Origin of the sequence: Paenibacillus sp. MABNR03, from assembly GCF_050455445.1 — a bacterium.
Lineage (GTDB): Bacteria > Bacillota > Bacilli > Paenibacillales > Paenibacillaceae > Paenibacillus > Paenibacillus xylanilyticus.
This window is the reverse complement of the sequence record NZ_JBCIYR010000002.1, coordinates 792,015-816,754: the sequence shown is the minus strand read 5'-3', so window position 1 is coordinate 816,754 and position 24,740 is coordinate 792,015. Positions and strand designations below refer to the sequence as shown.

General features: G+C 50.8%; 21 protein-coding genes and 1 pseudogene. 14 read left to right on the top strand and 8 right to left on the bottom strand.

Features of this window, described 5'->3' with window-relative positions; genetic code table 11:
- Positions 1 to 615 precede the first annotated feature (615 nt).
- From AAIH57_RS12285 to AAIH57_RS12255, 7 genes are all read right to left on the bottom strand, one after another.
- Positions 616 to 2,658, bottom strand: coding sequence for a B12-binding domain-containing radical SAM protein (locus AAIH57_RS12285; RefSeq protein ID WP_175398340.1), 2,043 nt, complete (start codon positions 2,656 to 2,658; stop codon positions 616 to 618).
- 525 nt (positions 2,659 to 3,183) lie between these two features.
- A complete protein-coding gene (recQ, locus tag AAIH57_RS12280; protein WP_175398339.1) occupies positions 3,184 to 5,064 on the bottom strand; it encodes a DNA helicase RecQ in 1,881 nt (626 codons plus the stop codon).
- Positions 5,065 to 5,376: 312 nt separating this feature from the next.
- Positions 5,377 to 6,495, bottom strand: coding sequence for a glycosyltransferase (locus tag AAIH57_RS12275; protein WP_430021778.1), 1,119 nt, complete (start codon positions 6,493 to 6,495; stop codon positions 5,377 to 5,379).
- 147 nt (positions 6,496 to 6,642) lie between these two features.
- Positions 6,643 to 7,389, bottom strand: a complete 747-nt coding sequence (locus AAIH57_RS12270; RefSeq protein WP_430021777.1) for a class I SAM-dependent methyltransferase — start codon at positions 7,387 to 7,389, stop codon at positions 6,643 to 6,645.
- A complete protein-coding gene (locus AAIH57_RS12265) occupies positions 7,376 to 8,872 on the bottom strand; it encodes a nucleotide sugar dehydrogenase (RefSeq protein ID WP_430021776.1) in 1,497 nt (498 codons plus the stop codon). Before AAIH57_RS12265 ends, AAIH57_RS12270 begins: the two co-directional genes overlap by 14 nt.
- A gap of 34 nt (positions 8,873 to 8,906) precedes the next feature.
- Positions 8,907 to 9,896, bottom strand: coding sequence for a polysaccharide biosynthesis protein (locus tag AAIH57_RS12260; RefSeq protein WP_430021775.1), 990 nt, complete (start codon positions 9,894 to 9,896; stop codon positions 8,907 to 8,909).
- An 18-nt stretch (positions 9,897 to 9,914) separates the two neighbouring features.
- Positions 9,915 to 10,604, bottom strand: a complete 690-nt coding sequence (locus tag AAIH57_RS12255; protein WP_430021774.1) for a glycosyltransferase — start codon at positions 10,602 to 10,604, stop codon at positions 9,915 to 9,917.
- A 251-nt stretch (positions 10,605 to 10,855) separates the two neighbouring features.
- Between AAIH57_RS12255 and AAIH57_RS12250 the strand changes: the two genes are divergently transcribed.
- Entirely contained in the window at positions 10,856 to 11,566 is a 711-nt protein-coding gene (locus tag AAIH57_RS12250) for a GT-D fold domain-containing glycosyltransferase (protein ID WP_175398335.1), read from the top strand.
- A gap of 242 nt (positions 11,567 to 11,808) precedes the next feature.
- Here the strand turns inward: AAIH57_RS12250 and AAIH57_RS12245 are convergent, their stop codons facing one another.
- Positions 11,809 to 12,216 carry a hypothetical protein gene (locus tag AAIH57_RS12245; RefSeq protein WP_175398334.1) on the bottom strand — a complete coding sequence of 136 codons (408 nt, stop codon included), beginning with the start codon at positions 12,214 to 12,216 and terminating at the stop codon, positions 11,809 to 11,811.
- A 189-nt stretch (positions 12,217 to 12,405) separates the two neighbouring features.
- On the opposite strand from AAIH57_RS12245, the gene AAIH57_RS12240 reads away from it, so the two are divergent.
- The 13 genes and pseudogenes from AAIH57_RS12240 (at position 12,406) to AAIH57_RS12180 (ending at position 24,731) form a co-directional block, all read left to right on the top strand.
- Positions 12,406 to 13,476, top strand: a complete 1,071-nt coding sequence (locus AAIH57_RS12240; protein WP_175398333.1) for an RluA family pseudouridine synthase — start codon at positions 12,406 to 12,408, stop codon at positions 13,474 to 13,476.
- A gap of 57 nt (positions 13,477 to 13,533) precedes the next feature.
- Positions 13,534 to 14,112 (top strand): DUF1273 domain-containing protein, encoded by a 579-nt coding sequence (locus AAIH57_RS12235; protein ID WP_175398332.1) that lies wholly within the window; start codon positions 13,534 to 13,536, stop codon positions 14,110 to 14,112.
- Positions 14,113 to 14,224: 112 nt separating this feature from the next.
- Entirely contained in the window at positions 14,225 to 15,061 is an 837-nt protein-coding gene (speD, locus tag AAIH57_RS12230) for an adenosylmethionine decarboxylase (RefSeq protein ID WP_430021773.1), read from the top strand.
- A gap of 173 nt (positions 15,062 to 15,234) precedes the next feature.
- Positions 15,235 to 15,726, top strand: a pseudogene (locus tag AAIH57_RS12225) (GNAT family N-acetyltransferase); the annotation flags it as partial.
- Between the two features lie 156 nt (positions 15,727 to 15,882).
- On the top strand, positions 15,883 to 16,284 hold the full coding sequence (locus AAIH57_RS12220; protein WP_430022141.1) for an NUDIX domain-containing protein: 402 nt from the start codon (positions 15,883 to 15,885) through the stop codon (positions 16,282 to 16,284).
- 16 nt (positions 16,285 to 16,300) lie between these two features.
- Entirely contained in the window at positions 16,301 to 16,828 is a 528-nt protein-coding gene (locus tag AAIH57_RS12215; RefSeq protein WP_175398330.1) for an ankyrin repeat domain-containing protein, read from the top strand.
- A gap of 203 nt (positions 16,829 to 17,031) precedes the next feature.
- Positions 17,032 to 17,541, top strand: a complete 510-nt coding sequence (locus AAIH57_RS12210; protein WP_430021772.1) for a sigma-70 family RNA polymerase sigma factor — start codon at positions 17,032 to 17,034, stop codon at positions 17,539 to 17,541.
- Between the two features lie 3 nt (positions 17,542 to 17,544).
- The gene (locus tag AAIH57_RS12205; RefSeq protein WP_430021771.1) at positions 17,545 to 18,882 is read left to right on the top strand and encodes a DUF4179 domain-containing protein; all 1,338 of its coding nucleotides are present in this window, start codon (positions 17,545 to 17,547) and stop codon (positions 18,880 to 18,882) included.
- A gap of 93 nt (positions 18,883 to 18,975) precedes the next feature.
- Complete coding sequence (locus tag AAIH57_RS12200) at positions 18,976 to 20,019, top strand: S66 family peptidase (RefSeq protein WP_430021770.1); 1,044 nt, start codon at positions 18,976 to 18,978, stop codon at positions 20,017 to 20,019.
- Positions 20,020 to 20,341: 322 nt separating this feature from the next.
- On the top strand, positions 20,342 to 22,729 hold the full coding sequence (locus tag AAIH57_RS12195) for an Ig-like domain repeat protein (RefSeq protein ID WP_430021769.1): 2,388 nt from the start codon (positions 20,342 to 20,344) through the stop codon (positions 22,727 to 22,729).
- Positions 22,730 to 22,925: 196 nt separating this feature from the next.
- Positions 22,926 to 23,231, top strand: a complete 306-nt coding sequence (locus tag AAIH57_RS12190; RefSeq protein WP_095289295.1) for a hypothetical protein — start codon at positions 22,926 to 22,928, stop codon at positions 23,229 to 23,231.
- A 270-nt stretch (positions 23,232 to 23,501) separates the two neighbouring features.
- Positions 23,502 to 24,263, top strand: coding sequence for a threonine/serine exporter family protein (locus tag AAIH57_RS12185; protein ID WP_312884351.1), 762 nt, complete (start codon positions 23,502 to 23,504; stop codon positions 24,261 to 24,263).
- Between the two features lie 18 nt (positions 24,264 to 24,281).
- Entirely contained in the window at positions 24,282 to 24,731 is a 450-nt protein-coding gene (locus AAIH57_RS12180; RefSeq protein ID WP_430021768.1) for a threonine/serine exporter family protein, read from the top strand.
- The last annotated feature ends 9 nt before the right edge of the window (positions 24,732 to 24,740 follow it).

Genomic DNA, 24,740 nt, shown 5'->3' with positions numbered 1-24,740 from the left:
ATTCTTGTTTAATATTCAAAAAAAGGTTTTATTTTCCACTATGTTACACTAAGACGTTACTCTTGAAAAGCACTTTTTTTTCATATTTTAAATTTAAAAGAAAAAGATAGTTTTTATCACATATTATTCTAAATAATGACAAATTTTGAGCGAATTATAAAAAGGAATGAACGATTTCAGAACAACGATATAAGTTAAATCAAATAAAAAAAACCTTGTATAAGGAGGAGGAAGGCCAGCTATAAACACACCAACTGGTAAAAGGAACACAGGCTATGAACGAGCTAAAGAGCAGCGAACGAATGGATCAATATCTGGTCATGTAGAACGAGAATGGGGCCACCGTTACTCGGTCAGAGGAATCTCCAAAACAAAAGAAAGGCCTTCTTCTTCCCAGATGGGGAATTAGACGACCTTCCGATGCTTTTGAAACATATACATTTGGTAAAAGGTAGAGCGGGGCGCGGCTTGTGTAGTGGCAAGCCGCGTAAGGATGAGGTACAGCACCCAATGGGTGCTGTACCTCATGGGTAAGCGCCACGACCGCGAAGCCGTGACGCTTCTCCCGCTGCATGCCGCCAATCGGCCTATGCAGCTTCCTCCTTGCCGCTGCATCTACATGGCAGCGGCTTCTTCTCCCAGCGGCAGCGTGTAATACTGCGCCTGCTGCCCTTCATGCTGCTGGTATACCACGACCAGCAGCGTCCGGCCTTTCGCGGCAAGCGGGCTGGCGCCAGCTAGCACACGCTCAAGCCGGAACGGAAGCACGTCCAGTACAGCGTGCTTCTGCAGTTCCTTTTCGCCGAGACCAAGGTCGGCGAAAGCACGGGCTCCCATGACCGTCTGTGCGGTCATGGCCGAGGTCATCGGCAGCGCACGCGAGGCGTTGCCGTCCACACCGTCCGCCGCTCCATCCGCGGCGGACCCAATTGCGTCGCCCGCAGGGAGCGACGCTGCAGCCCCGGCACTGCTGCCGATCACACCCGCCGCATCCGCGGCAGAGTCTTCCCCGGCAGCAGTCGAATTCCCAGCAGCGGCAATCGCACTCGTGCCGCTGCTTTCCAGCCATGCCGAGCCTGAGGCACCGGCAACACGTGGCAGACGAACGTCTTCCGGACGTTCAGCCAGCGTTTTCATATACAGCGCCCACTGATCCTTCTCCAGCGCGTCTTCCCACCAGATTTTGCGTGGTTTGTACTTGTGGCCGAGGAAATAGTCCAGCTTCATCAGGCCGAGCACGATATCCATATGCGGCGTGTTGCGCGATTCCAGGAAGCTGTGCAGACGGGTGAACAGATCCTCCAGCTGGTGACCGATCTTCTGCCATCCCTGACCCTCCCAATAATCCCCGAACGCCTGGAAGAAATCAAACGGCGAGTTGAACTCCTGCTCCATCAGATACTTGAGCGTATGGTCCATCCGGTGTGCGTTCCAGTATTTCTCCAGCACATCCTCCAGCCGTTTCAGGCGCACGATGTCGCTGAACGGCAGCACGTCACTGCCCAGAATTTCATACGGCGCGTGATCCATATACGTGTAGTTGTACTTTTCCGCATCCAGACGCAGGCCGGTACCGCGCAGCATTTTGAGGAATCCGAGCTGAAGCTCTTCCGGCCCCAAAGCAAACACATCGTTGAACGTCTTGCGGAACGTATTATAATCTTCCTCCGGCAGTCCGGCGATGAGATCCAGATGCTGGTCGATTTTGCCGCTGGCTTTGACCTTGTTCACCGTACGGCTCAGCTTGGCAAAGTTCTGACGGCGTTTCACCAGTTCATTCGTCGGATCATTCGTGGACTGTACCCCGATCTCGAACCGGAATGTGCCCGGCGGCGCATTCTCTGCCAGATAATCGAGTACTTCAGGGCGCATGATGTCCGCCGTAATTTCGAACTGGAACACCGTCCCCTGATGATTCTCGATCAGGAATTTGAACATCTCCATCGCGTAATCGCGCTTGATATTGAATGTCCGGTCCACAAACTTGATCAGCTTCGCACCCTTCTCAATCAGGTACAGAATGTCCGACTTCGTCCGCTCAATATCGTAATAACGTACGCCGACCTCAATACTGGACAGACAGAACTGACAGCTGAACGGACAGCCCCGACTGGTTTCAAAATAAACAACGCGTTTCCCGAGATCCGGAATATCCTCTTCAAAACGGTGCGGTGACGGAAGATCGTTCAGATCCGCCTTCGGTCGTCCTGGCATGAGAATGACCTCTTCCCCTTTGCGATACGCGAGTCCATACACAAAATGGAACTTCTTGCTCCCCTCCAGCTCCGTCAGGAGCTGATGCAGCGTCTCTTCCCCTTCACCCATGACGATGAAATCGACATTGGGAATCCGGTTCATCCAATATTCCGTGTCATAGGACACTTCCGGCCCGCCCAGCAAAATTTTCACGTCAGGCATAACCTTTTTCAGATTATCAATGACCTTGATTGTCTCTTCAATGTTCCAGATGTAACACGAGAACCCAATCACGTCCGCGCCGCGCTGGTACAGATCGGACACAATATTCATGACCGGGTCCTTGATTGTATACTCCGCCAGCTCAATATCAAAATCCTTCTCACTGTACGCCTTCAGACACCGCAACGCCAGCGAGGTATGGATGTACTTTGCATTCAAAGTAGAAAGAATAACCTTCATGGTTCACAACCTTTGCCTGGACACCCAGACCATATTTTTTGGTAAAAGTAAAGCTTCACAGCCATCCATCCCCTGATGCTGTTCATGTAAACCTATTGTCAACACCCAGTCTTGGATACTGTTCTTGTTATATCTATATATATATCCATTCCACGTCTCATGGACATATCCTACTTTTGTCTTTCAAAGGGTGGACATCCTTTTCAAAAAGACATCCGCTTCCGCCAACCTCTGATCTACTATATATAGGCCTAGGATCACTCATCGACTCCATATCCTGTGCGAGCCAACAATTGCTTTCTCCAACAGCAATGTCCACCTTTTGAAAGACAATTCAGCTTATTTCGTCCACCATACAGAGACACTCCGCCCCAACTTTAACCTGAAAAAGACCGCATTCAAGTTCCATCCAGGATCCACGATTCGCAATACACGAGTCATAATCCATATCAAACGCCACTTTACCGAGAGCACGAAGCCAGCACCCGATAATCACTCTCACTCCTCATCATTTCCCTCTTGCTCTCACTCAAACTCGTAAAACGCATCATCATCCGTATCCACTTCTTCGCCCGATTGCTTCTGGAAGAACTCCAGGAAAGGCAGCCCATACTTGCGGTACTTGACCTCACCGACCCCTTTGATACTCAGCATGTCACGTTCCGTCTGCGGACATACCACACTCATCTCGCGAAGCGTTGCATCATTGAAAATGATGTACGATGGCACATGCTCCTTCGCCGCCAAATCGCGCCGGATCAGGCGCAGCTGCTCGAATACTGTCTCGTTGACCGCCGATGGCATCGCATCGCGTCCACGACGTCCACCGTAGTTCGTACCCGAAGCCGTTGCCGCCGTCTTCCGCACTACCCGCTGCATCACTTCACGCTGGCCTTTGAGCACTTCCACCGCCAGAGGCTGCAAACGCACAACCGGGTACTGTCCCTCGGACAACATCAGATAGCCTTCCGATACCATCACGTTGATGATCTCCGCAATTTCCCGTTCCGTGCGGTTGCCCATCACGCCGTAGGTCGGCAGGGAATCGAAGCCGTATTCCAGCACTTTTTTGGCACGCGAGCCCTTGAGCACCGAAGCCACCAGGGATACGCCGTACCGTTCGCGCATGCGGTGAATGCAGCTGAATATTTTCTGCGCATCAATTGTCATATCCACCAGCTCGCGGTCGTCCGTACAGGAACTGCAAATGCCGCATGGGTTGTCCTCATGTATCTCCCCGAAGTAGTCCAGCTGCGCACTGCGCAGACAACGCGTCGTGTAACAGTAATCGACCATCTGCTGCAGCTTCCGGTAATCGTTCTGTTTGCGATCGCCCTCCATCGGGTTCTGCTCGATCAGGAACTTCTGAGTAATAATGTCCTGTGCCCCAAACAGCAGAATGCATTGACTTGGCTCTCCGTCCCGTCCCGCACGTCCGGCTTCCTGCACATACGCCTCCATGTTCTTCGGCATGCTGTAATGCAGCACATAACGCACGTTGGATTTATCGATCCCCATCCCAAATGCATTGGTCGCCACCATCACCCGGATATCATCGTACAAAAAAGCTTCCTGGCTCTGGGCCCGTTCATCATCCGTCATCCCGGCATGGTACCGTCCTGCGGGCAATCCGGCATGCAGCAAACGCTGATGCAGATCGTCCACGTCCTTACGGGTCGCGGCGTATACAATACCTGGCTCGCTGGCATGCTCGCGCGCGTAGTTCAGGACAAAGTCCTTTTTGCTCTCACCGCGCAGCACGCTAAACGCCAGATTATCCCGCCCAAGTCCGGTCACATAGGTCTGCGGGTCCTGCAAACGCAGCAGCCGCAGAATATCGCCCATGACCTCGGGCGTCGCCGTCGCCGTGAAGGCCGCAACCACCGGCCGCTCCGGCAAACTGTCCACAAACGGCGCTACCGCCAGGTAGCTTGTCCGAAAATCATGCCCCCACTGCGACACACAGTGGGCCTCATCCACGGCAACGCAGGAGATGGGCAGCTGCCCCATCTCATCGCGGAACCAGTCCAGCTCCAGTCGCTCCGGCGCGACATAGAGCAGCTTCAGCTCACCGCGCTGCGCCGCGCGGATGCGATCATTCACTTCTTTGCCGCTTAACGTACTATTGATATAAGCGGCAGCAATGCCGGCGGTCGTGAGCGCATCGACCTGATCCTTCATTAACGAGATGAGCGGGGAGACGACCAGCGTCAGCCCCGGATATAACAGAGCAGGAATCTGATAACAGATCGACTTCCCGCCCCCGGTAGGCATGATGCCCAGCGTATCTTCGTATTCAAGCAGGCTGGACACGATCTTTTTCTGACCCTCGCGAAAGTCGGGGTAGCCATAATATTTTTGCAGGAGACCCTGCGCTTCTTCTAAAGTAGGTGCTTGCACACTCATGTAAAGACTCCTTACTTGTCACTGGTGTTCCTCCACCAGCTTGGTCCCATCCGATTCTGACATCCGAACACGGCACCATTGCCGCATCCTTGACAACAAAATGGCGTTCTCATGACTTGTCCGTCAAGCAAAACGCCGCTCCCTTTAGTTTAACGGGCCAGCCCCGAATGAGCAACCGCGTTTTATTGTAAAACGTTTGAAGCTTCTTCATCAAAATAAAAACAACCGCTCATCCCTGTTTGGACAAGCGATTGCTTTAAATAAGCGTTGATTGCAAAATGAGTACCTAGATTTATCTCTCTACTTTCGAGGCTATCCTTCATTCTGCTCTTTCCGGTTCCGCATCTCTTTACGTAAAATGACTTCCAGCTTCTGCCGATTATCAAGCAGGCTGGGATCGTTTGGCAGGTACTCCCGGGCTTTCCTATTATGCATCATGGCCTGCTCCCAGTTGCCCAGATGGGCATAACACAGGGATAGGCGAGCATGCGGCAGCCAGGTGCGGCATGCCTCGGGAACCGGACGCAGACCCGTGTCGCGGCTGCTCACGTCCACTGCCTGCAAATACCAGTAGATCGCAGGGACCAACTCCTGCCGTTCATGAAAGCAGGCCGCGATCGCACAGCAGAAATCCGCATGCGGCAGGTCATACTGGAACGACTGCAGCAGTGCGCCCAGTTTACGTCCCGGCTGACCAAGCCGCTCGTAACATTCCGCCAGCCGTGCACAGGCAATGAGCCGATCCTCACGATAGCCGCTGGGCTGCTCCAGCAGCTTTGCGTACCCCCGGGCCGCCGCCGCATAGCGCTGGTGGTCAAAACATTCGCCTGCATAATAGAACAGCAGGCGACCCTGGGCTGCGCCCTCTTCGGCGATCCATTTGCGCAGGATGCGCACATTTCGCGCCGAATGATGGCCCGCCTCGCGGCGGTGCGTGACGGCAATATCTGCCGAAATGACCCCGCTCGGCGGGAAGCTGAGCTGCTCGTGCAGCCGGCCATGCCAGCGGCACCCGGCATCCCGCTTGACCAGGCGCAATCGTCGGTCCGTCACGAGCGGACTTCCCTCCGGCCCCTCGGCCAGCGTATAGTTCAAGATCACAGCCGCCGTCTCCCCCTCGGACGGCAGCTGCTGCTTCAACTGCTCCAGCTTCGCCCTTTCCGCAGGCAGCAGAACATCATCCGCATCCAGCCACAGGATATACTCCTGCGTGGCCTTGTCGAATGAGTAGTTTCGCGCCGCCGCAAAATCATCCGTCCACTCATACGTGTAGACCCGGTCGGTATATTGCGCAGCAATGTCCATTGTTCGGTCCGATGAACCGGTATCCACAATGACAATCTCGTCTGCGATTCCGGCTACCGAGCCCAGACAGCGCGCAAGCGTGCGTTCCTCGTTCTTCACAATCATGCACAGACTGATGGTGATCACGTTCCGAGCCCCTTCCTGTCATACGCGTATTGCAGTCTACTAGCTATGCTATTTTTTCCTACACAGGGTTTGCCCTAACTCCCCACCGACTCATCGCACAAACTGCCCACACTCCCATTTCTCACATGGTGCATCTCCCTTATCCCGTTACCCTTCAACATTCTCCTGACGACGAAGCCGTTTCACCTGCTCCACCGCTTGGTCCAGCGCTTTCTTGCGCAGTTTCATCAATCGAAGGTGATTCTGCTCAACCTCAGCAAAATGTACATGATCCAGCTGCATCCACTCCGTCACTTGTTTCAAGGTTGGCGACATATGCAGCTGCGTTTTCCGGCGCTTGCGGGCCACACAACATAAATATTTATGATGAACTTCCAGTTTCAAGACTTCAAAATACGGCATCAGACACATCGCCAGGTTTCCTGCATAGAAGGTTTGCTTGTGATCATAGAACGGATGATATCCGTAGGGTACGGTCACAATCAGGGTTCCTTCTTCCTGCAGCAAACGGTGAATTTGGATCAATAACGTCTCCGGATGGGCAAAATGCTCCAGCACTTCTCCGAGCAGCACCGTGTCGAAGAGGGTTTTTACTTTCCACTGCGTAATGTCCAACATGCGAAAATCCACATTGTTCCGGACAGGTTTGGATTCTTTGGCAAGTTCTCCTTGTGCATACCGGATACTCTCTTCCTCCAGATCAACTCCTGTGACACGAAACCCTTCCCTCGCCAGCAAAATGGAGGTGATACCCTGACTGCACCCCACATCCAGAATTCGTTTGCCTGTGGCTTCGCGGCACATCCAGTGGATGCGGGTCCTGGTCGCTTCATGGGATTCTTCCGAGTTAATCTCGCCATAATAACGTTCGCTCACCCGATCATGATTCGCCATGGGTATCCCCCGATTTCTCTTGATGTTTGACTTCTTCTACTTCTACTTCTACTTCTTCTTCTTTTGCTACCTCATGAGCTTGCTCTACGTTCTGCGTCATCTGTTCATGTTGTTCCTCTAGTTCCACTAGCACATCATTCACTTCCTGGACACTTTGCACAGCTGCTGCATCACGTCGATTAGGCTGCCCAAGCACCACAATGTTCCCCCCGTGGCATCCGGCAGTTGCATTGCGTGTATCAAAAATAAGCTTCGCATGGTCCGCCATCTCCTGATAATTGAAGCCCGAGTGGTCGGTTGTGATGATCACCAGATCGGCCCACGTCCACAAGCCCGGTACTGCTGGCTGGGACTGAAGCACTGTATCGTCATCCTTGCGGAAGACCGACACCATCGGATCCGTGAAAACGACCTCTGCACCTGCTGCGCTCAGCAGCCGGAAGACATCCAGGGCTGGCGATTCGCGCAGGTCGTCGATATCCTTTTTGTAAGCCATGCCTGCCAGTACTATGCGTGCCCCCTGAATCGGTGTTCCGCTCTGTTCCAGCAGTGCTGCTGCACGCTGGGCCACACGCTCCGGCATTTTCCGATTGGTCGCGTCCGCCAGCGTGATGAATTGCAGATCCGATCCCTGACGGCTTGCAGCCCAGGATAGATAGATCGGATCAATAGGAATACAGTGGCCGCCGATGCCTGGACCGGGATAGAACGGCATATACCCAAACGGCTTGGTCGCAGCCGCATTCAGCACTTCCCAGATGCTCACACCCATTTGTTCACAGGCAGGAGTCAGCTCATTTACCAGCGCAATGTTCACACTGCGAAACGTGTTCTCGAACAACTTTGCCGTTTCAGCCACGGTCGTTGAACTGACCGGAACGATCTCGCTCAGGAACGAGCCGTAGAATGCTTTACCATAGGATAGGCAGGCGGGGGTCGAGCCTCCGATAATTTTCGGGGTGTTTTTTACACTGTAGTTGACACTGCCCGGGTCCACCCGTTCGGGAGAATAACAGACATAAAACTGCTCGCCTGCAGCCCAGCCTGTGGCTGCTTCGATCGGCTGCTTCACTCGCTCCTCGGTTGTGCCGGGGTATGTCGTGCTTTCCAAAATAACCAGGCTTCCCTCCTGCAAATAAGGAGTCATGCCATCCACTGCCGCCGCAATATAGGAAATATCCGGCTGGTGATCCATCGTCAGCGGCGTGGGTACACAGATGACAATGACATTTGCCTGCGCTACTGCGGCATAATCTGTACCGGCTGCAAACAAGCCGGCTTCGGTAAGCGTTTGTATGGCCTCATCTTCGATCCCGATGACATACGAATCACCCTTGCGCAACCTCGCCACCTTGAATTCATCAATATCGATCCCATGAACACGATAACCCGCCTGTGCCATCTCCACCGCCATGGGCAGTCCGACATAGCCGAGACCAATCACGGCGGCTTTCAGGGAGCGGCTGTTTATCCTGTCTTGCATATGTTCCACCTCCAAACGCTCCGCCTCCCTTTGATTAGTCGATATAGCCGCCTGCACGCAAAAACTGGGCAATCGCTTGCCGGTTCATCACGGCACTGTCTGAACGATATTCCGAGAAGGTCACACGTGTCAGGCTGCTGTACGGATCTGCCAGGCGCTTGTCCGGTTCCTGCGGCAGAATCACATAATATTGTTCATCATACTTGTATGTGCGCGGCGCCTCGAAGGGCGAGATCAGCACTTCATGCAATTTCTCGCCTGGACGTATCCCTGTTATCTTGTAATCGCCTGCCGGGCGTCCGGCCTGTTCCAGCATGACCGATGCCAGATCCGTCATTTTGCAGGCTTTCATTTTCATCACAAACGTCTCTCCGCCCACCGCAGCCTCAGCCGCCTTAAGCAGCAAGTGAATGGCTTCCGTACGGGTCAGGAAAAAGCGGGTCATACCCTTATCGGTAATTGTCAGCATCTTGCCCTCATCAATCTGTCGCCGGAATAATGGCACCACACTGCCGCTTGTACCCAGCACATTGCCACCCCGGATGCAGACAAACCGGGTACGTTCACTCAGCCAATTGGCACGGATCATCATTTTTTCACCCAGAGCCTTCGTCATACCGTAGACATTAATCGGATCAACCGCCTTATCGGTCGAGACATCGATGACTTTGGGAATCTGCATGCGAATTGCAGCCCGAATAATATTCTGCGTGCCGATGACATTTGTTTTAAATGCTTCGTCCGGCTGGTCCTCGCATACCGGAACATGTTTCAGTGCAGCCAGATGAAAGAGGACATCCACTCCCCTGCACGCATCCTCCACTGCCCGGTAATCCCGAATATCCCCGATGAGAAAACGCAGACGCGCATCATGGCCGAAATCCCGCTCCATGGTAATCTGGGCGTATTCATTACGGGACAGGATGCGAATCTCGGCCGGGTCCTGTTCCAACAGCACCTCAGTCAGCTTTTGACCCCAGGAGCCTGTTCCTCCAGTGATCAGAATTGTTTGTCCTTTAATCATGGATGAATCCCTCCCTGATCAGATCATGAATTCGCGTAAGACCTGTACCATCTCGTCCCGGCTTAACCGGTCTTTTGGCGGTACCTTTTTAACCGAAGTGTTGTTTGAATGAACAATATTGACATAATTCCGGGAAGCAAGCAGCTCATGGGGCAAGTCAATGACATTGCCATGTGTACCTCTGCCTGGAAGCTTCACGCGGTACCCTGCTGCGTACTCGTCCGTTTTGTATAAGTAGACATAAAATTGCGGAGAACGATGAAACGTCGGTGCCATCTCGTTATTGACGCTGTCCCACAGATATCCGTTCTGGTTGATAAGTGCCATCGTCTGCGGCTGTGGCTGCACATCATAGAGCTGCTGTACAAAGGTCCGGTGGTACAGATCATCCGAATCCAGACGGGCAATATAAATGTGCTCCGCTCCTTCGGCAAATGCCAAAATCGCCCGCACGCTCTCGATATTCGTCCCAAAACGAATGTTGGCAGGCAGCGGCTCCTGTTCCGCCAGAATCTCCTGCATCAGTTCTCCCGACTCTTTGGACAGCTTCACCACCGTCAGGAAATCCTGATTCGTTTGTGCTTTAAGACAGTGCAATGTAAAGGTGCGAAAAATACCCATTCGCCGCTCCAGCCATTCTCTCGTCAATCGCTGTGGGTCCATCCCATAGTTGTTGAAATTGATTTCAATCACGACTTTCCTGGACATCACATTCCTCCTCATCCGAATCTGCCAATCTTCGTTCACAGGAGCTCGGATCGCTTTCATAGTTTTTGGCAGTCGACTCTATAGCGTATGAAAGGAAGATAGAACCGGTACGGACGCTTGCACTGGTTCTTATATAAATAGATTGATATACATCCCAAGATTGGTTCTTCGGGTTGAACGTACAACACGCTGGCAAAGCACGAACATAGAATAGAGAAACCTGAATTTTCAAAGGAGGTCCGCATGCTGCTATGAATTCGAACTATCTTGAAATTGATGGTGTGTTAGATCAACTCGAAGCGGCGCTAAGAGAACAGCGTCCCTTCTCTCTTGTCCGTGTGGGCGACGGCGAAAATATTGTCATGTCCCAGGAGACCGTCTGGACGACGGAGCAGGTTCTGCTCGAGCGATGGGCCATCAAGGCGAATCTGGGTCAAAAAGGGCTTCGTCTTCCCAACCTGCAGCTTCGGGATGAGGTGGCCGCTTCCTTGCAGCGGGCGGATATCGTAGGGGTTCTTCCCTACGGTGACAGTTCAATTAAAGCCCCGGATCACCTCAAACGGCCGCTGACCGATATGCTGTTCGCGCATTTCGGCATCTCTCCCCCCCTCACTTGCCATGCATGTGTGAATCGGGAACTGGCCCAGATGCCACGCTTCTGGGGAATGCTCGCAGGCAAACGGGTCCTGCTAGTTACCCGTGAGCTTGAGGCGCTGCATAATATGCTTGTTCAGGAGCCCTATCATCTGAATATTGCAGCCACACTGCCTTTTGACAGCTGGGATCAAATGAACGAAACCCTTCAGTGGATTCAAACGAATCGGGATGCCTTCGATGTGGCTCTCTTCTGCTGTGGGGTCAATGCGGTTGTGCTTGCTGAACGTACAGCTGCACTGGCCGGGAAAGTCGCCATTGACTTTGGCAAAGCCAATAACATCATTCTCAAAGGCCGTGCCAACTGATCTGGAGGAGCATGGCACCTGACGGATCAACATGTTAACCTCATACGCACCTACAGCAAAAATCCCGGACTCATGGAGCCGGGATTTTTGCTTCTCATTGTACATCTGAATCGGAGGAATCCTTCCTGGAGCGCCAAACCTGTTTCTCAACACTTGTCTGTTCCGGGTATGTCGCAAACTCTGCTGGTTCAGTAAATCATTCTTCTGACGCTCTGCTTTCGGATGAATGAATGCCAATAAATCTATGTCGTTGCTGCAATGCCATAGAACATTTCTGGTCCGGTACGTACTGCCGTAGACACCCCGGAAATAAACGAAGTATATACACTTTCCAGAGCAGGTGGCGGTGACAGATCCTGTGCTGTAAACGTGTGGAATTCAGCCCCGCCGTTCTGCCCAATCGTGCCTTCAGCCCGATAGATTACAAAGAATGGATCGTAAAAGTGACCGCGTACGATTTCCACAACGAATGTATCTCCAAGTTCTCCGGTTACGCCAACCGTGCCATTCAAGGTGATAATGGGATTCGGAACACCAAGGGTCTGAAGGCCAATCGATCCGAACGCATCCGGGGATGGACCCAGGGATAAACCGGGCTGTCCTACAGTTCCCGAGTTCATCGAAGTTCTCATATCCAGGAATACACCCATGAGTAACACCTCCAATGCTATGGGATACGTTATTCTATGAAACTCGATTCTCGCTCGCTTGGATGCATAACAGATTCGATCCACCTATTTTTATTTGCCCCCGGTTAATGGTATATTGAACTGCATAACGAAATGAACGGATCGTATGCACACAAGCGGTACAGGCTGTTCAGAAGGAGATTAGTATTCATGAATAAACGCAAACGATCAACAGGCCGTCCTTCGGCCAAGGGTAAAGGGCAAGCTGGTGCTTCGGCAGCACGCTCCCAGAAGCCAGAACGAGATTTTTCAACCAAGTCTGCAGGGGCTGCCAAGCCCAAGCATTCAGGCGGTTCACCCAAACGCGCAGGCAATGCCCATTACCGCAAGCAGGAGCCACTCCGCCAATATAAAGTAACGGAACCGGATGAACTGTTGAACTTCCTGCTCGAGCATTTGAAATCAGGCCGGAATGCCGTCAAATCCATTTTGGGCCGCGGACAAGTTTCCGTCGATCAGAAGGTGGTTACCAAGTTCAACCATGCGCTGACGCCGGGGCAGATCGTATCGATCAGCAAGGAAGGCGCCGTAGCCGCCCCTACTCTGACAGGAGTTACGATTCTGCATGAAGACGATGATATCATTGTTATTCGCAAGGAAGCCGGACTGCTGTCCATTGCGGCCGATCGCAGTGATGAGCTTACCGCGTATCGTCAGCTGACCGAACATGTACGCCGCACGGATTCGCGGAACCGGATTTTTGTTGTGCACAGACTCGACCGCGATACATCCGGTGTCATGATGTTTGCAAAGAGTGAGGAAGTGAAGCATCACCTGCAGGACAATTGGAAAGATAAGGTGCAGGAGCGTGTTTACGTGGCGCTCGTCGAAGGCCAGGTAGCCAAGCCCGTGGGCACCATCTCCTCGTGGCTGAAGGAAAGCAAAACCATGAAGATGTATTCCAGTCCACGCCCCAATGATGGACAGCATGCCATTACACACTACAAACGACTGCAATCCAATCGTGAATTCTCCCTGCTCGAGGTTCGTCTGGAGACCGGCCGCAAAAACCAGATTCGTGTGCACATGGAGGATCTCGGTCATCCGATTGCAGGTGACAAAAAATATGGTTCACGCACCAAAACACTTGGACGTCTTGGACTCCATGCACGCGTGCTATCGTTCATTCATCCCACAACGGATGAACTCATGAAATTCGAGACTGAGATACCGAAACAATTCCTGTACCCTTTCCGCACGGATGCGCAGCCGGCGAAGTAATCCTTGTTTCTTGGATCGATTCAGGAAGACAAGCCCTGCTGAAAGGAGGAACCCACATTGAAAAACCTGTTGATTACCGGATATCGTGCACATGAACTGCAGATTTTCGGACAGAAACATGAAGGAATTCCTTTCATCAAAAAGGCCATTTCCTCCCGCCTCACGCCGCTTGTGGAGGATGGGCTGGAATGGGTGCTGACGCCTGGGCAATATGGCGTGGACCTGTGGGCCTGCGAAGTGGTACTTGAGCTGAAGAAGACGTATCCACATCTGAAGCTGTCTATTATTACGGCTTTTCAGAACCCCGAGGAACAGTGGAAGGAAGATAAACAGGAATATTATCGCACCATTCTCCAGGGTGTGGATTACTACGGAGCGGTAAGCCGGCAGCCTTATATCGGCCCATGGCAATTTACTGCCCGGGATGACCTGCTGCTGCGCAAAAGTGATGGTATCCTGCTGGTTTACGATGAAGACGCCGCGGAAGGCAGTCCCCGTTTTATGAAGGAAAAAGCCGTGAAAAAACAGCAAAATGAGGATTACACCATCATCAGCGTCACTTCAGAGGATATTCAGTCGATTGCCGAAGATGAGCGGATGAACAGTGTAAGTGAATATGAAGACTCGTCGTTCTGACGGCGGCTAATTAAGCTGAATCCGGACTTATGTTTTTTTTCGAGGCAGGTTGGGTATAAGTAGTATTAAAACTGCGATTACCATGTCGTATGGATAAAGGGGAACTGCAGCCATGACATTAACGCCAGAGCAGCGCATTCAACTGCATGGATTCAACAACCTGACCAAGTCGCTGAGCTTCAACATGTACGATATCTGCTATACCAAAACCAAAGAAGAACGGGAAGCTTATATTGAATATATCGATGAACAGTACAATGCAGACCGGTTGAGCAAAATTCTGAAAAATGTAGCTGATATCATCGGTGCCCATGTGCTGAATATTGCCCAGCAGGATTATGTGCCCCAAGGAGCAAGTGTGACGATGCTCGTCTCGGAAGGACCGATTGTGGAGGTACCTGAGGAATCCTTCGAGGAATCCCCGGGCCCGCTCCCGGACAACGTCGTTATGCAGCTCGACAAAAGCCATATCACCGTGCATACGTATCCCGAATTCCACCCGAGTGAAGGGATCAGTACCTTCCGTGCGGATATCGACGTCTCTACGTGTGGGGAAATCTCACCGCTCAAGGCGCTGAATTATCTGATTCATTCGTTTGATACGGATATCATGATCATGGATTATCGGGTACGCGGCTTCACGCGGGATACGAGCGGACGCAAGCTGTTTATTGACCACGAGATCGGTTCGATCCAGAATTATATTCCGGATGAGATCAAGAACGGCTTCGACATGATTGATGTGAACGTGTATCAGGAAAATATTTTCCATACAAAATGCAAGCTGAAGGCGTTTGATCTCGACAACTATCTCTTTGGTTATACCAAGGAGAAATTGAGCAGAGCTGAACAGCATGAAATTACGGAGTGGCTGAAGCTGGAGATGGACGAGATTTATTATGGTAAAAATATAAACCGCCCTTCTGTACAGGATACCAATTCGTTGTAGTATAATAACCGGGCTTTGTGCCCCACAACAGGGCTTTGCTGACACTCTGGTCGGCAGAGCCTTTTTGCTGTCTTTCGGCAGATGGCCGGTATCCATAGTATAATGACATTACGAGACATTTTCAGATCACACAACCAAAAAATAAATGATAAATCAAAAGAGGTGCACGCAGCATGGCTCCACGTCATTTCAATGCTTTTCACGGCTCCAAAGTCCGGCTCGCCGCCCCATGCCCGGAAGATTGCATGCGTCTGGCACGTTACACGGACAATTACGAATATTTGCGCAACCTGGATACAGACATTGCGGTTCCGCTAACCCCGGATGAGACAGGTTCATCTGCTGTCCGAAGAGACAATGGGTTTGAATTTGCGCTGCGAACGCTGGAGGACAATCGATTTATTGGTTTTACCGCTCTATACCGAATTGAATGGAATAACCGTTCGGCTCGTCTTGCCATCGGGATTGGTGAAGATAAGGATCGTGGGCAGGGATACGGGAGTGATGCGCTCGCTCTCATTATTCGGTATGGCTTTCACGAGCTGAACTTGAACCGGATTGCGCTGGAAGTGATCGAATACAATGAAGCCGCCAGACGGGCGTATCTGAAAGCCGGATTCCGGGAGGAAGGTCGGCAGCGGTCCGCTGTATTGCGGGACGGAACTCATTATGACCTGATTTCGATGAGCATTTTGGCTGAGGAGTGGGCAGCTCGGACCGGACTTCCGCTGTCGTTTCAATCCACATCAACATCAGCGAAACAGAAATCCGAATATGCAGCGTCTACGCTAACTGTTGCAGCTTCTTCCGATCAACCTCGGATTGGTGTAGGGGCCGTCATCCTGAATGAACGCAACGAAGTACTTCTGGTGTGGCGCAATCGTGAGCCGGAACAATACACGTGGAGTATTCCTGGGGGGAAAGTCGATCCTTACGAATCACTGGAGACGGCGGTCATTCGGGAGATTAAGGAAGAAGTCGATTTGGACGTTGCCATCGACAACCTGCTCTGCACTGCAGAGACGATTCGCCCGGAACGAGACGAGCATTGGATATCGGTCCTCTACTCGGCCCAGGTAATCTCCGGCATCGCCCGGAACCTGGAAGAAGGCGGAGCGATTGGCGAAATCGGCTGGTTCCCGCTGGATGATCTGCCTTCTCCCCTTGCCTGTTTTGCCGTTCCCGGTCTAGAAGCAGCCAAGCGACTTTATTTTGAGGATTAGAATGGAGGTTATTCGTATGAAACAATCCGAATCAATTCAGGCACTATTTCAGGCAGCACAGCATGGAGACGTGGCGAATACGCAATCTCTGCTTGCTTCCCTACCCGAGCTGGCAAACACAGAAAATGAAGATGGGCTCACCCCGCTGGGATATGCCTCACATTATGGACAAGCAGACGTGGTACGTGTTCTTCTGGAGCATGGAGCCGAAGTAAACGCCATTTCCCATTCCAGGATTTCTTTTATTCCTTCCAACACGGCACTCCATGCATCGCTTGCAGGAGAGCGTTCTCCCGAGGTGATCCGCCTGTTGCTGGAACATGGAGCATCCACGACTATTCTGGATAGTGATGGGCAGAATGCACTCCACTCCGCAGCATTCCATACGGATCAGGCTGAACTGATCCACCTGCTGCTCCAGCATGATGCCGACCCGAACGCGCTGAATTCGGCGGGTCAGACCGCACTGGAGATTGCACTTGAACGTGGCAACACTTCTACAGCTTCTTGCCTGCAAGAAGCGGCTGCGGCGAAACAGCAATAATGAATGAATACATTGTGAAACAACATGGACAACCGTCAGGATTTTCTTGGAGTACAAGAGACGTCCTGACGGTTGTTTGGTATTCGTTTAAATGCCTCTGCACGAGAAATTGGGCAATTGCATACATATTTTTTTGAAAAACAAGAACCGATCGGCCTCTTACACGGTCTAATACGAAACGCAGCCATGAAAGGAGGCCCCATGTGACCCCTACAGAGCTCACCGTTGCCGCACAAAAAGGGGATGCCGAGGCTTTTGCGGCCTTGATGGAGATGCATCAGAGCCGACTATATCGGATCGCTTACGCCTATCTCCACAACGAAGGCGATGCGCTGGAAGCCATACAGGAGACTACCTATAGAGCATACCGCAAACTAAAAAAACTTAAAGAGCCCTCATACTTCGGCACCTGGCTAATCCGCATCCTGCTTAACTACTGTGCAGACGAACGCAAACGCAAGAATCGGTATAGCCCCGTCACGGAGATGCATGGGCCGAGCAGTTGGGATCGACCCGCGGACCCGGATCTTGCCGCCGCTGTCTCTGCACTGGACCGGGATTGCAAGCAGATTATCATTCTGAGCTATTTCGAAGGTTTCTCCTTGACTGAAACCGCTGAGATTCTCGAAATCCCCACCGGTACAGTGAAATCCCGACTTCACCGGACGCTTGGACAGCTCCGTGATCAACTAGAATCGAAAGGAGATGCATGAATCATGACCGATGAACAGAAGCCATTTGAAGAACTGGAACAACGTCTGAATGGACGCAAAGTGGAATACAATGCCATCCCGGTACCGGACGCTGCTGTGCATCAGTCTGTGCAGACCGGAATCCGCCAAGCTGCCCGCAGGCGCAGATCGCGGGTGCGCTGGTACATGAGCTCCATCTCGACAGCGGCCATTATCCTGCTGTTTACCGGATGTATCCGCGTTTCCCCCGCCTTCGCGTCCTTTGTGGAACAATGGCCTGGGATGGAAGGTATCGTCAGTATGATTCGCCAGGATAAAGGCTTACAGATGGCGATTGATCAGTCCCTGCTGCAAAAGGTTGGTATCACCGATGAACATGACGGTGCTTCCGTGACCATTGACGGTATTATCACCGACGAGTCACGCATGGTTATTTTTTATACAATGAAAGGCATGAAAGCTCTCGAGAAGGGTGAGTATGATATCGATTTGCTTGATGAGAATGGTAAAAATCTTCCTGTCGCATTTAGTTATTTTTCTCCTGGAGAGATTTCTGACATGAATATCTATGAAAATTATATTGATGTTATCTTTACCGATGAAGCTTCGCCTCCTGAAGAGTTGAGTGTAGTGTTCAAACCCAGAGATAAAGCACAGTCTGGTGAGTGGAAGGTGACATTACCGGTAGACAAGAATTTAACCAAAGGCATGAAAAAAGTCCTGCCAGTGAATCAAACCTTAACGGTAGATGGACAGCGTATTGAGGTGAAACAGGCTACGCTTTACCCGACTCGTCTCGTGCTTGATGTGACATTTGATCCGAAGAATACCAAAAAGGTATTTGGGCTTAGCGATCTTCAATTGGTTGATGAGCAAGGGCGTGCATGGAGAACAGACACAACGATGGGTGGCGATGACGAACGTTCCATCTACTTTGAGAGTATGTATTTCTCCATTCCGAAGAAGCTGACTTTACAGGGTTCTGGCCTTTCCGGATTGGAAAAAGATGAACTGGATTTCACCCTTAATTTGGAATCCGGCCGCATAACGGGAGGTCCTTCTACTATAAAGTTTATGGGAAGCGAGGTTGTGGGCAAAGACCGGATTCTGGAGTTCTCTGTTCCAGACATCAATGGCGGGTTCACTCTGGCTTTTACGGAAATAAAGGATGAGGTCGGCAAGACTTATGAAGTTCCATCCTCCAGTTGGCGTACTGAAGATGTGGATTCTTCAGGGATTACAAGCGTCCACTCTACTGTCGAAAACGGAGCCAAAATGAAAGGCGATCTGCAAATGAAGTTGAGCACGTATCCGATGAAAGTCAAAGCACCTTTTTCCCTTGAGATTCCGTTAGACAATTAATCGCTAAATAGTGACTGTGATAAACAGAAGTATTCCATATAATAGAAACATATAAGTTTAGGGTAATATTTCACCAGAAACGGAGGCTTACACATGAATACCCGTTCAATCCGCTATCCTCAGCCGCTTGCTCCGGGAGACATTATTGGGGTGGCTGCACCGTCCAGTGGTGTGGAGCAATCCCTGCATCATTATTTAGAGGAGAGCAAGCGCAATATGAAACAGCTTGGTTTCCACGTTCAGGAGAGCCGCTGGCTGCGGCAAAATATGAAATGTGTAAGTTCGTCCAAAGAGAACCGTGCCGAAGAGATGAATGCCTTTTTCCATGATCCGGGGATTCAAGCCATCATCCCGCCGTGGGGCGGGGAGTTCCTGATGGATATCCTGCCCCTGCTGGATTGGGAAGCTCTTCGGACGTTACCACCGAAATGGGTCTTGGGCTATTCGGACATCAGCACCTTTTTATTCGCCTATACCCTGCTCACAGGCACAGCTACAGCACATGGCACCAATTACGTGGACCTCAGATCCAACAAGCTTGATCCTGTGACCGCCCGCTGGATGGATGTATTACAGACTGGGCAAGGAGGGCAACTCACGCAATCCTCCTCCACTCATTACCAATCGGCCTGGAAAAGAGAGTTACCCGGATTTAACCTGGATACCCCTTCCCGCTGGAAACAACTCGGTCAACCCGATGATGCGAACTCCCCTGTTACGTTCTCGGGGCGACTCATTGGCGGCTGCATGGATACGATCACCTGCCTGATCGGAACCCCCTACGCTCCGGTTGCATCGTACCTGGATCAGTATTGTGCAGATGAGGGCACGATCTGGTATATGGAGAGCTGTGAGATGAATGCTGGGGATATCTATCGCCATTTGTGGCAGATGAGGCAGGCCGGCTGGTTTGCGGGAGTGCAAGGCTTCTTGTTCGGCAGACCAGCGGGTTACTCAGATACCGGAGATTTCAACTTCACCGATGCCCTGTCCTCGGCACTGGGTGATCTGGATGTCCCTGTATTGTACGATGTGGACCTCGGTCACATTCCGCCGCAGCTCACTTTTGTGAATGGAGCACTGGGCAGAGTTGGTTATCAGGCCGGACGCGGGACACTTCAGATGTCGTTTGTGTAATCATTTTTTGTGGGCTGATGCTGATCTGAAAGAACTTATTTCGAGTAAGGAATGTACACCTTATCTGAATCCACATCCGCACAGGTCATTGACCGCATACTCCATGCCGTCAATGGCCTTATTTTTATATTTAAGTAGAAGTAACCAGGTACGGCCCAGTTGGCCAACAAAAAAAGGTTGAATACAGATTGTTATGCGATATTCCGACAAAAACATTAAAGTTTCGACAAATTCTGACGATATTACTTTTGTTGTTTCTGTGACCCTGTATTACTCCATGATCACAGATCACTACTAAAATTTTGAAGGGGAAGTCATGCATATGTTCTTTAAGTTCAAGAAAAAGGTCAGCGCTTTGCTAGTAACCGCCTTGATGTTTACTTCTGCCACTGCTGTTTACGCAGAAGAAGGCACAACTCCTCCAGGCGAAAGTGTCTCACTTGTTAGTACTTCCATTACTATTCAGAGCACACGTAACCCGGCCTCAGAAACTGATCCTGTTACGTTTATGGCGGTAATTAAGAAGGGTACGTCTAATGTTTATGCTGATCCAACAGGTACGGTAACATTCAAGGATGGAGATAACCTCATTGGTAGTGCAAATGTAGTAAATGATTCGATTCCTAGTAAAGCGCTTATTTCCGTGAAAAACCTTAGTGCTGGAGAACATCAAATTACAGCTGAATACAGTGGGGACAGCAATTATAGCGGCAGTATTTCTGATCCAATTACACAGACGGTATCCCCTGCAGCTGCATCTCCTTCAGAACATCCAAGTGTAACGGTGGTTACCAGTTACCTGAATCCATCTCAATTTGGAAACTCGGTGACTTTTGACGTAAGTACAAAAACAGATCCACAAATATACAAAGATATTTCAGGCACCGTAGTCCTCATGGATGGTGAGACTGAACTAGCTACGCTTCCGATGTCGCCAAAAGGGGTTTCTAACGGTCACGCAAGAGCATCATATACAACAAGTGATCTAAGTATCGGAAATCACCCCATTACCGCTAAATATTACGGTGACACAAGACACGGTGTAGCTGATAGTACCTCTGAGATTATGATCCAAGTTGTAGAGGGAAGTGGTGCAAGTACACCAACACCGCCAAATGGTGAAAGTACATCCCCTCCAGACGGTAGTGAAAATCTAGTTAATACGTCCGTTAATATTGAAAGCACGCGTAACCCGGCCTCAGAAGGAGAGCCTGTGTCGTTTATGGCGACAGTAAGTAGAAATTATATGGATACTTACGAAACTCCGACAGGCACGATAACATTTAAGGAAGGCGATACAGTATTAGGTACCGCCACACTAGGCACTGACGTGACTAAACCTGATCTAGCATTTTTCTCAGTAAGAAACCTTAGTGCTGGTGACCATCAGATTACTGCGGAGTATAGTGGGGACAGTCAATTTAAGGGCAGTACCTCAGCCCCGCTAACTCAAACGATATCAACTACAGCAACGTCTCCATCAGAACATCCAACGGTAACGAAGGTTACGAGTTACCTGAATCCATCCCAATTTGGAAACCCGGTGACTTTTTACGTTAAGACAGAAACAAACCCGCAAATATCCCGGGATATTGCTGGATCCGTAGTCCTTATGGATGGAGATACAGAATTAGCTACACTTGCCATGTGGCCGGATGGTGTGGCTAACGGTGTGGCAAAAGCATATTTCACAACAAGCGATCTAAGTATCGGAGATCACCCCATTACCGCTAAATATTTCGGGGATGCCAGACACGGTGTAGCTGATAGTACCTCTGAAGTTATGGTCCAAGTTGTCAAAGGAAGCAATGGAAATGGTACTGATAGTGGTGGTGGTACAACGCCATCCAGTCCGCCATCCGTTCCTAGCAGTGACAATAGCACAACATCCGGTTCATCGACTGGTACAGTAACAACGCCAACGGTGTCTGTTGATCCAAAACCGGAAGATACAACTACACCAGAAACTCCAGTATCGGAGCAACCAAGTACACCAGAAAAATCCGAGGATTACCAAGACCCTAACGATATTTTCAGAACCCGGGTTGTTAATGCAGATAGCAATGTAATCGCTGGTGTGGAGGCTAAGACGGCTGAGATCATCAGCAAAGGTGGTGCCTTCGTAACACTACATTTTGGTGATGTTCAACAACACTGGGCGTTTCCGTCCATTGAAAAACTGACCAAACTGGGCGTTATCAAAGGATATCCTAATGGTGGATTTGAGCCTGATGAACAAATCACTCGTGCTGAATTTGCAGCAATGATTGATCGTGCTTTTGTAGATATGGCATCACGTAAAGTAACACTTAATGAAGAGGATTTCGCAGGATTCAGTGACATTAATAATCGCTGGTCCACCAATAACCTCAAAAAGCTGGTATCTGTTGGAGTACTGAACGGATACGAGGACGGTACGCTCCGTCCGGAACAAACCATTTCTCGTCAGGAGATGGCCCTGATCATCACACGTGTTTTGAATTCACTCATCCTAAACATCGATACATCCAATGTACAATTTACGGATTTGGATGGGGCATTTGGTGCAGATGCCATCAAGAAGGCAGCTGCTCTGGGAATCTTCGAGGGTAAAAATGAGCAGACGTTTGACCCGAACAGCGGAGCAACACGAGCAGAAGCAATCGAAACCATTTTAAAGACTTACAGTCTGAGTCCAGCTATTAAAGAGTCCTTAGAGAAATTGAAGTAATACTTCATTGTAGACATATATTCCGGATAACTCTTATTTCTATTGTATGATTACTTGACCGCTAGCGAATTATCGTTAGCGGTTTTTTCTCCGGCGCAAGATAGTGGAACACTTCAGAGGTCAATGGTGTAATCACCTTTTGTAGGCAGATGCATACCTTGAAGTAAGAACTTATTTCGAGGAAGGGTTGTGCACCATGTCTGAATCCACATCCACACCGTCCGCACGCGTCGTTTATCAGGCCAATCAACCGATGCTCCAATCCGTACAAAGTGTGCGGAATATGCTTCATCATACAGCCCGGCAGTATGTGGGCCAGAAAGTACAGGTCCAAAATATCGATGGTCAGGTATGGGAAGGGGTCATCATCAGCGCAGATCGGGGAATTCTGTATCTTCAGGTTACGCCGATGCATGGATATCCTGAGCCACGCGCGTTGTTTGGACCGACCATTCTGCCCCTCGTGCTGTATGAGCTGCTGGTCATTACCCTGTTAATGTAACCTGGAGCGTATATCATACCAAAGGCCTCGCTCCTGTACCCTTCAGGTATTGGAAACGTGGCCTTTTTGGCGCTGGAACAAGCTCTTTTCAAAAATGAATGGGGTAAACGGTGTATGACTTTATGTGCTCATGCGGTATGTTTCCGTGTTTACGTGTGAAATATGATACAATGGTGTCGGCCCCAGGCCTTATCTCATATGAAACGGAGCAGGATCCCGTTGAAATACATCCCTCATGATCCTCCACCCCCAGCTCAGACGGGGACGGAGATCACTGAAAAGAATACGACAGAACAGTCCCGCGTGATTGCCATCTGCTTGTTGGCAGGTAAAATCATGCTGCAAAGCGGTGGTGAAACCTACCGTGTGGAAGATACGATGAAACGGATGGCCGCCGCCCTGGGGCTCCCCCATTCACATAGCTATGTTGTGCCGACAGGCATCTTTTTCTCGGTGGATGCGACCGAACCGGCCAAGCTGATCCGCATCTCTGAGCGCACAACGGATCTGGATAAGGTGTCCGAGGTAAATGCCGTCTCCCGTCGCATAGGACAAGGGGAATTAACCGTCCAGGAAGCGCACGACCTGTTATTGCAGATTGAAGGCAAGCCCTCTTCCTATTCTGCACGTGTAAAACTCCTTGCTGCGGCACTTTCGAGCGGCTGTTTTACCATTATGTTCGGCGGGGGCTGGGACGACTTCCTGCCTGCCGTGATCTGCGGGGGTATCGGTTATGCCGCAGTCATTGTTTTTCACCGACTTGTGCTGGTCAAGTTTTTCGCGGAGCTGAGCGCAGCCTTTGTCATTGGTTTGCTGGCCTTTCTACTTGTCGCGATTGGTGCAGGACATGAACGCGACAAGATCATTATCGGCTCGGTCATGCCTCTGGTGCCAGGACTCCTGATTACCAACGCTGTGCGTGACCTGATGGCCGGGCATCTGGTGTCCGGGTTATCCAAGGGAGCCGAGGCGTTTCTGACTGCGTTTGCCATTGGTACAGGCATTGCGGTTGTATTTTCACTTTTTACGTAAGACGGAGGAATGCAGGTTATGCTTCATTTTATAGAACAGGCTCTGACCAGCTTTGTCGCTTCGGCTGCGTTTGGAATTATATTTAATGCACCACGCCGCATGCTGCTTCACGGCGGCTTCGTTGGCATGATCGGCTGGCTTATCTATGTTGTGCTCGAATACGCGGCAGATGCCGTTCCCGCTACGCTTGCAGCTACCATTGCTGTGGGTGTCATCAGCCAGATGTTCTCCCGCCTGTTCCGGGCACCGGTCATTATCTTCAGCGTTGCTGGCATCATTCCACTGGTCCCTGGTGGTCTCGCGTACAACGCCATGCGCAGCTTTGTGCAAAATGACTACAGTGCAGCCATGGAGATGGCTGCCAAGGCGTTAATGTTATCCGGGGCCATCGCTGTCGGGCTGGTGTTGTCTGAAGTTCTGAATCAGATGATACGCCGCTTGCCTAGGGCGTTAAGGGCAAAATCATAATGAATTACG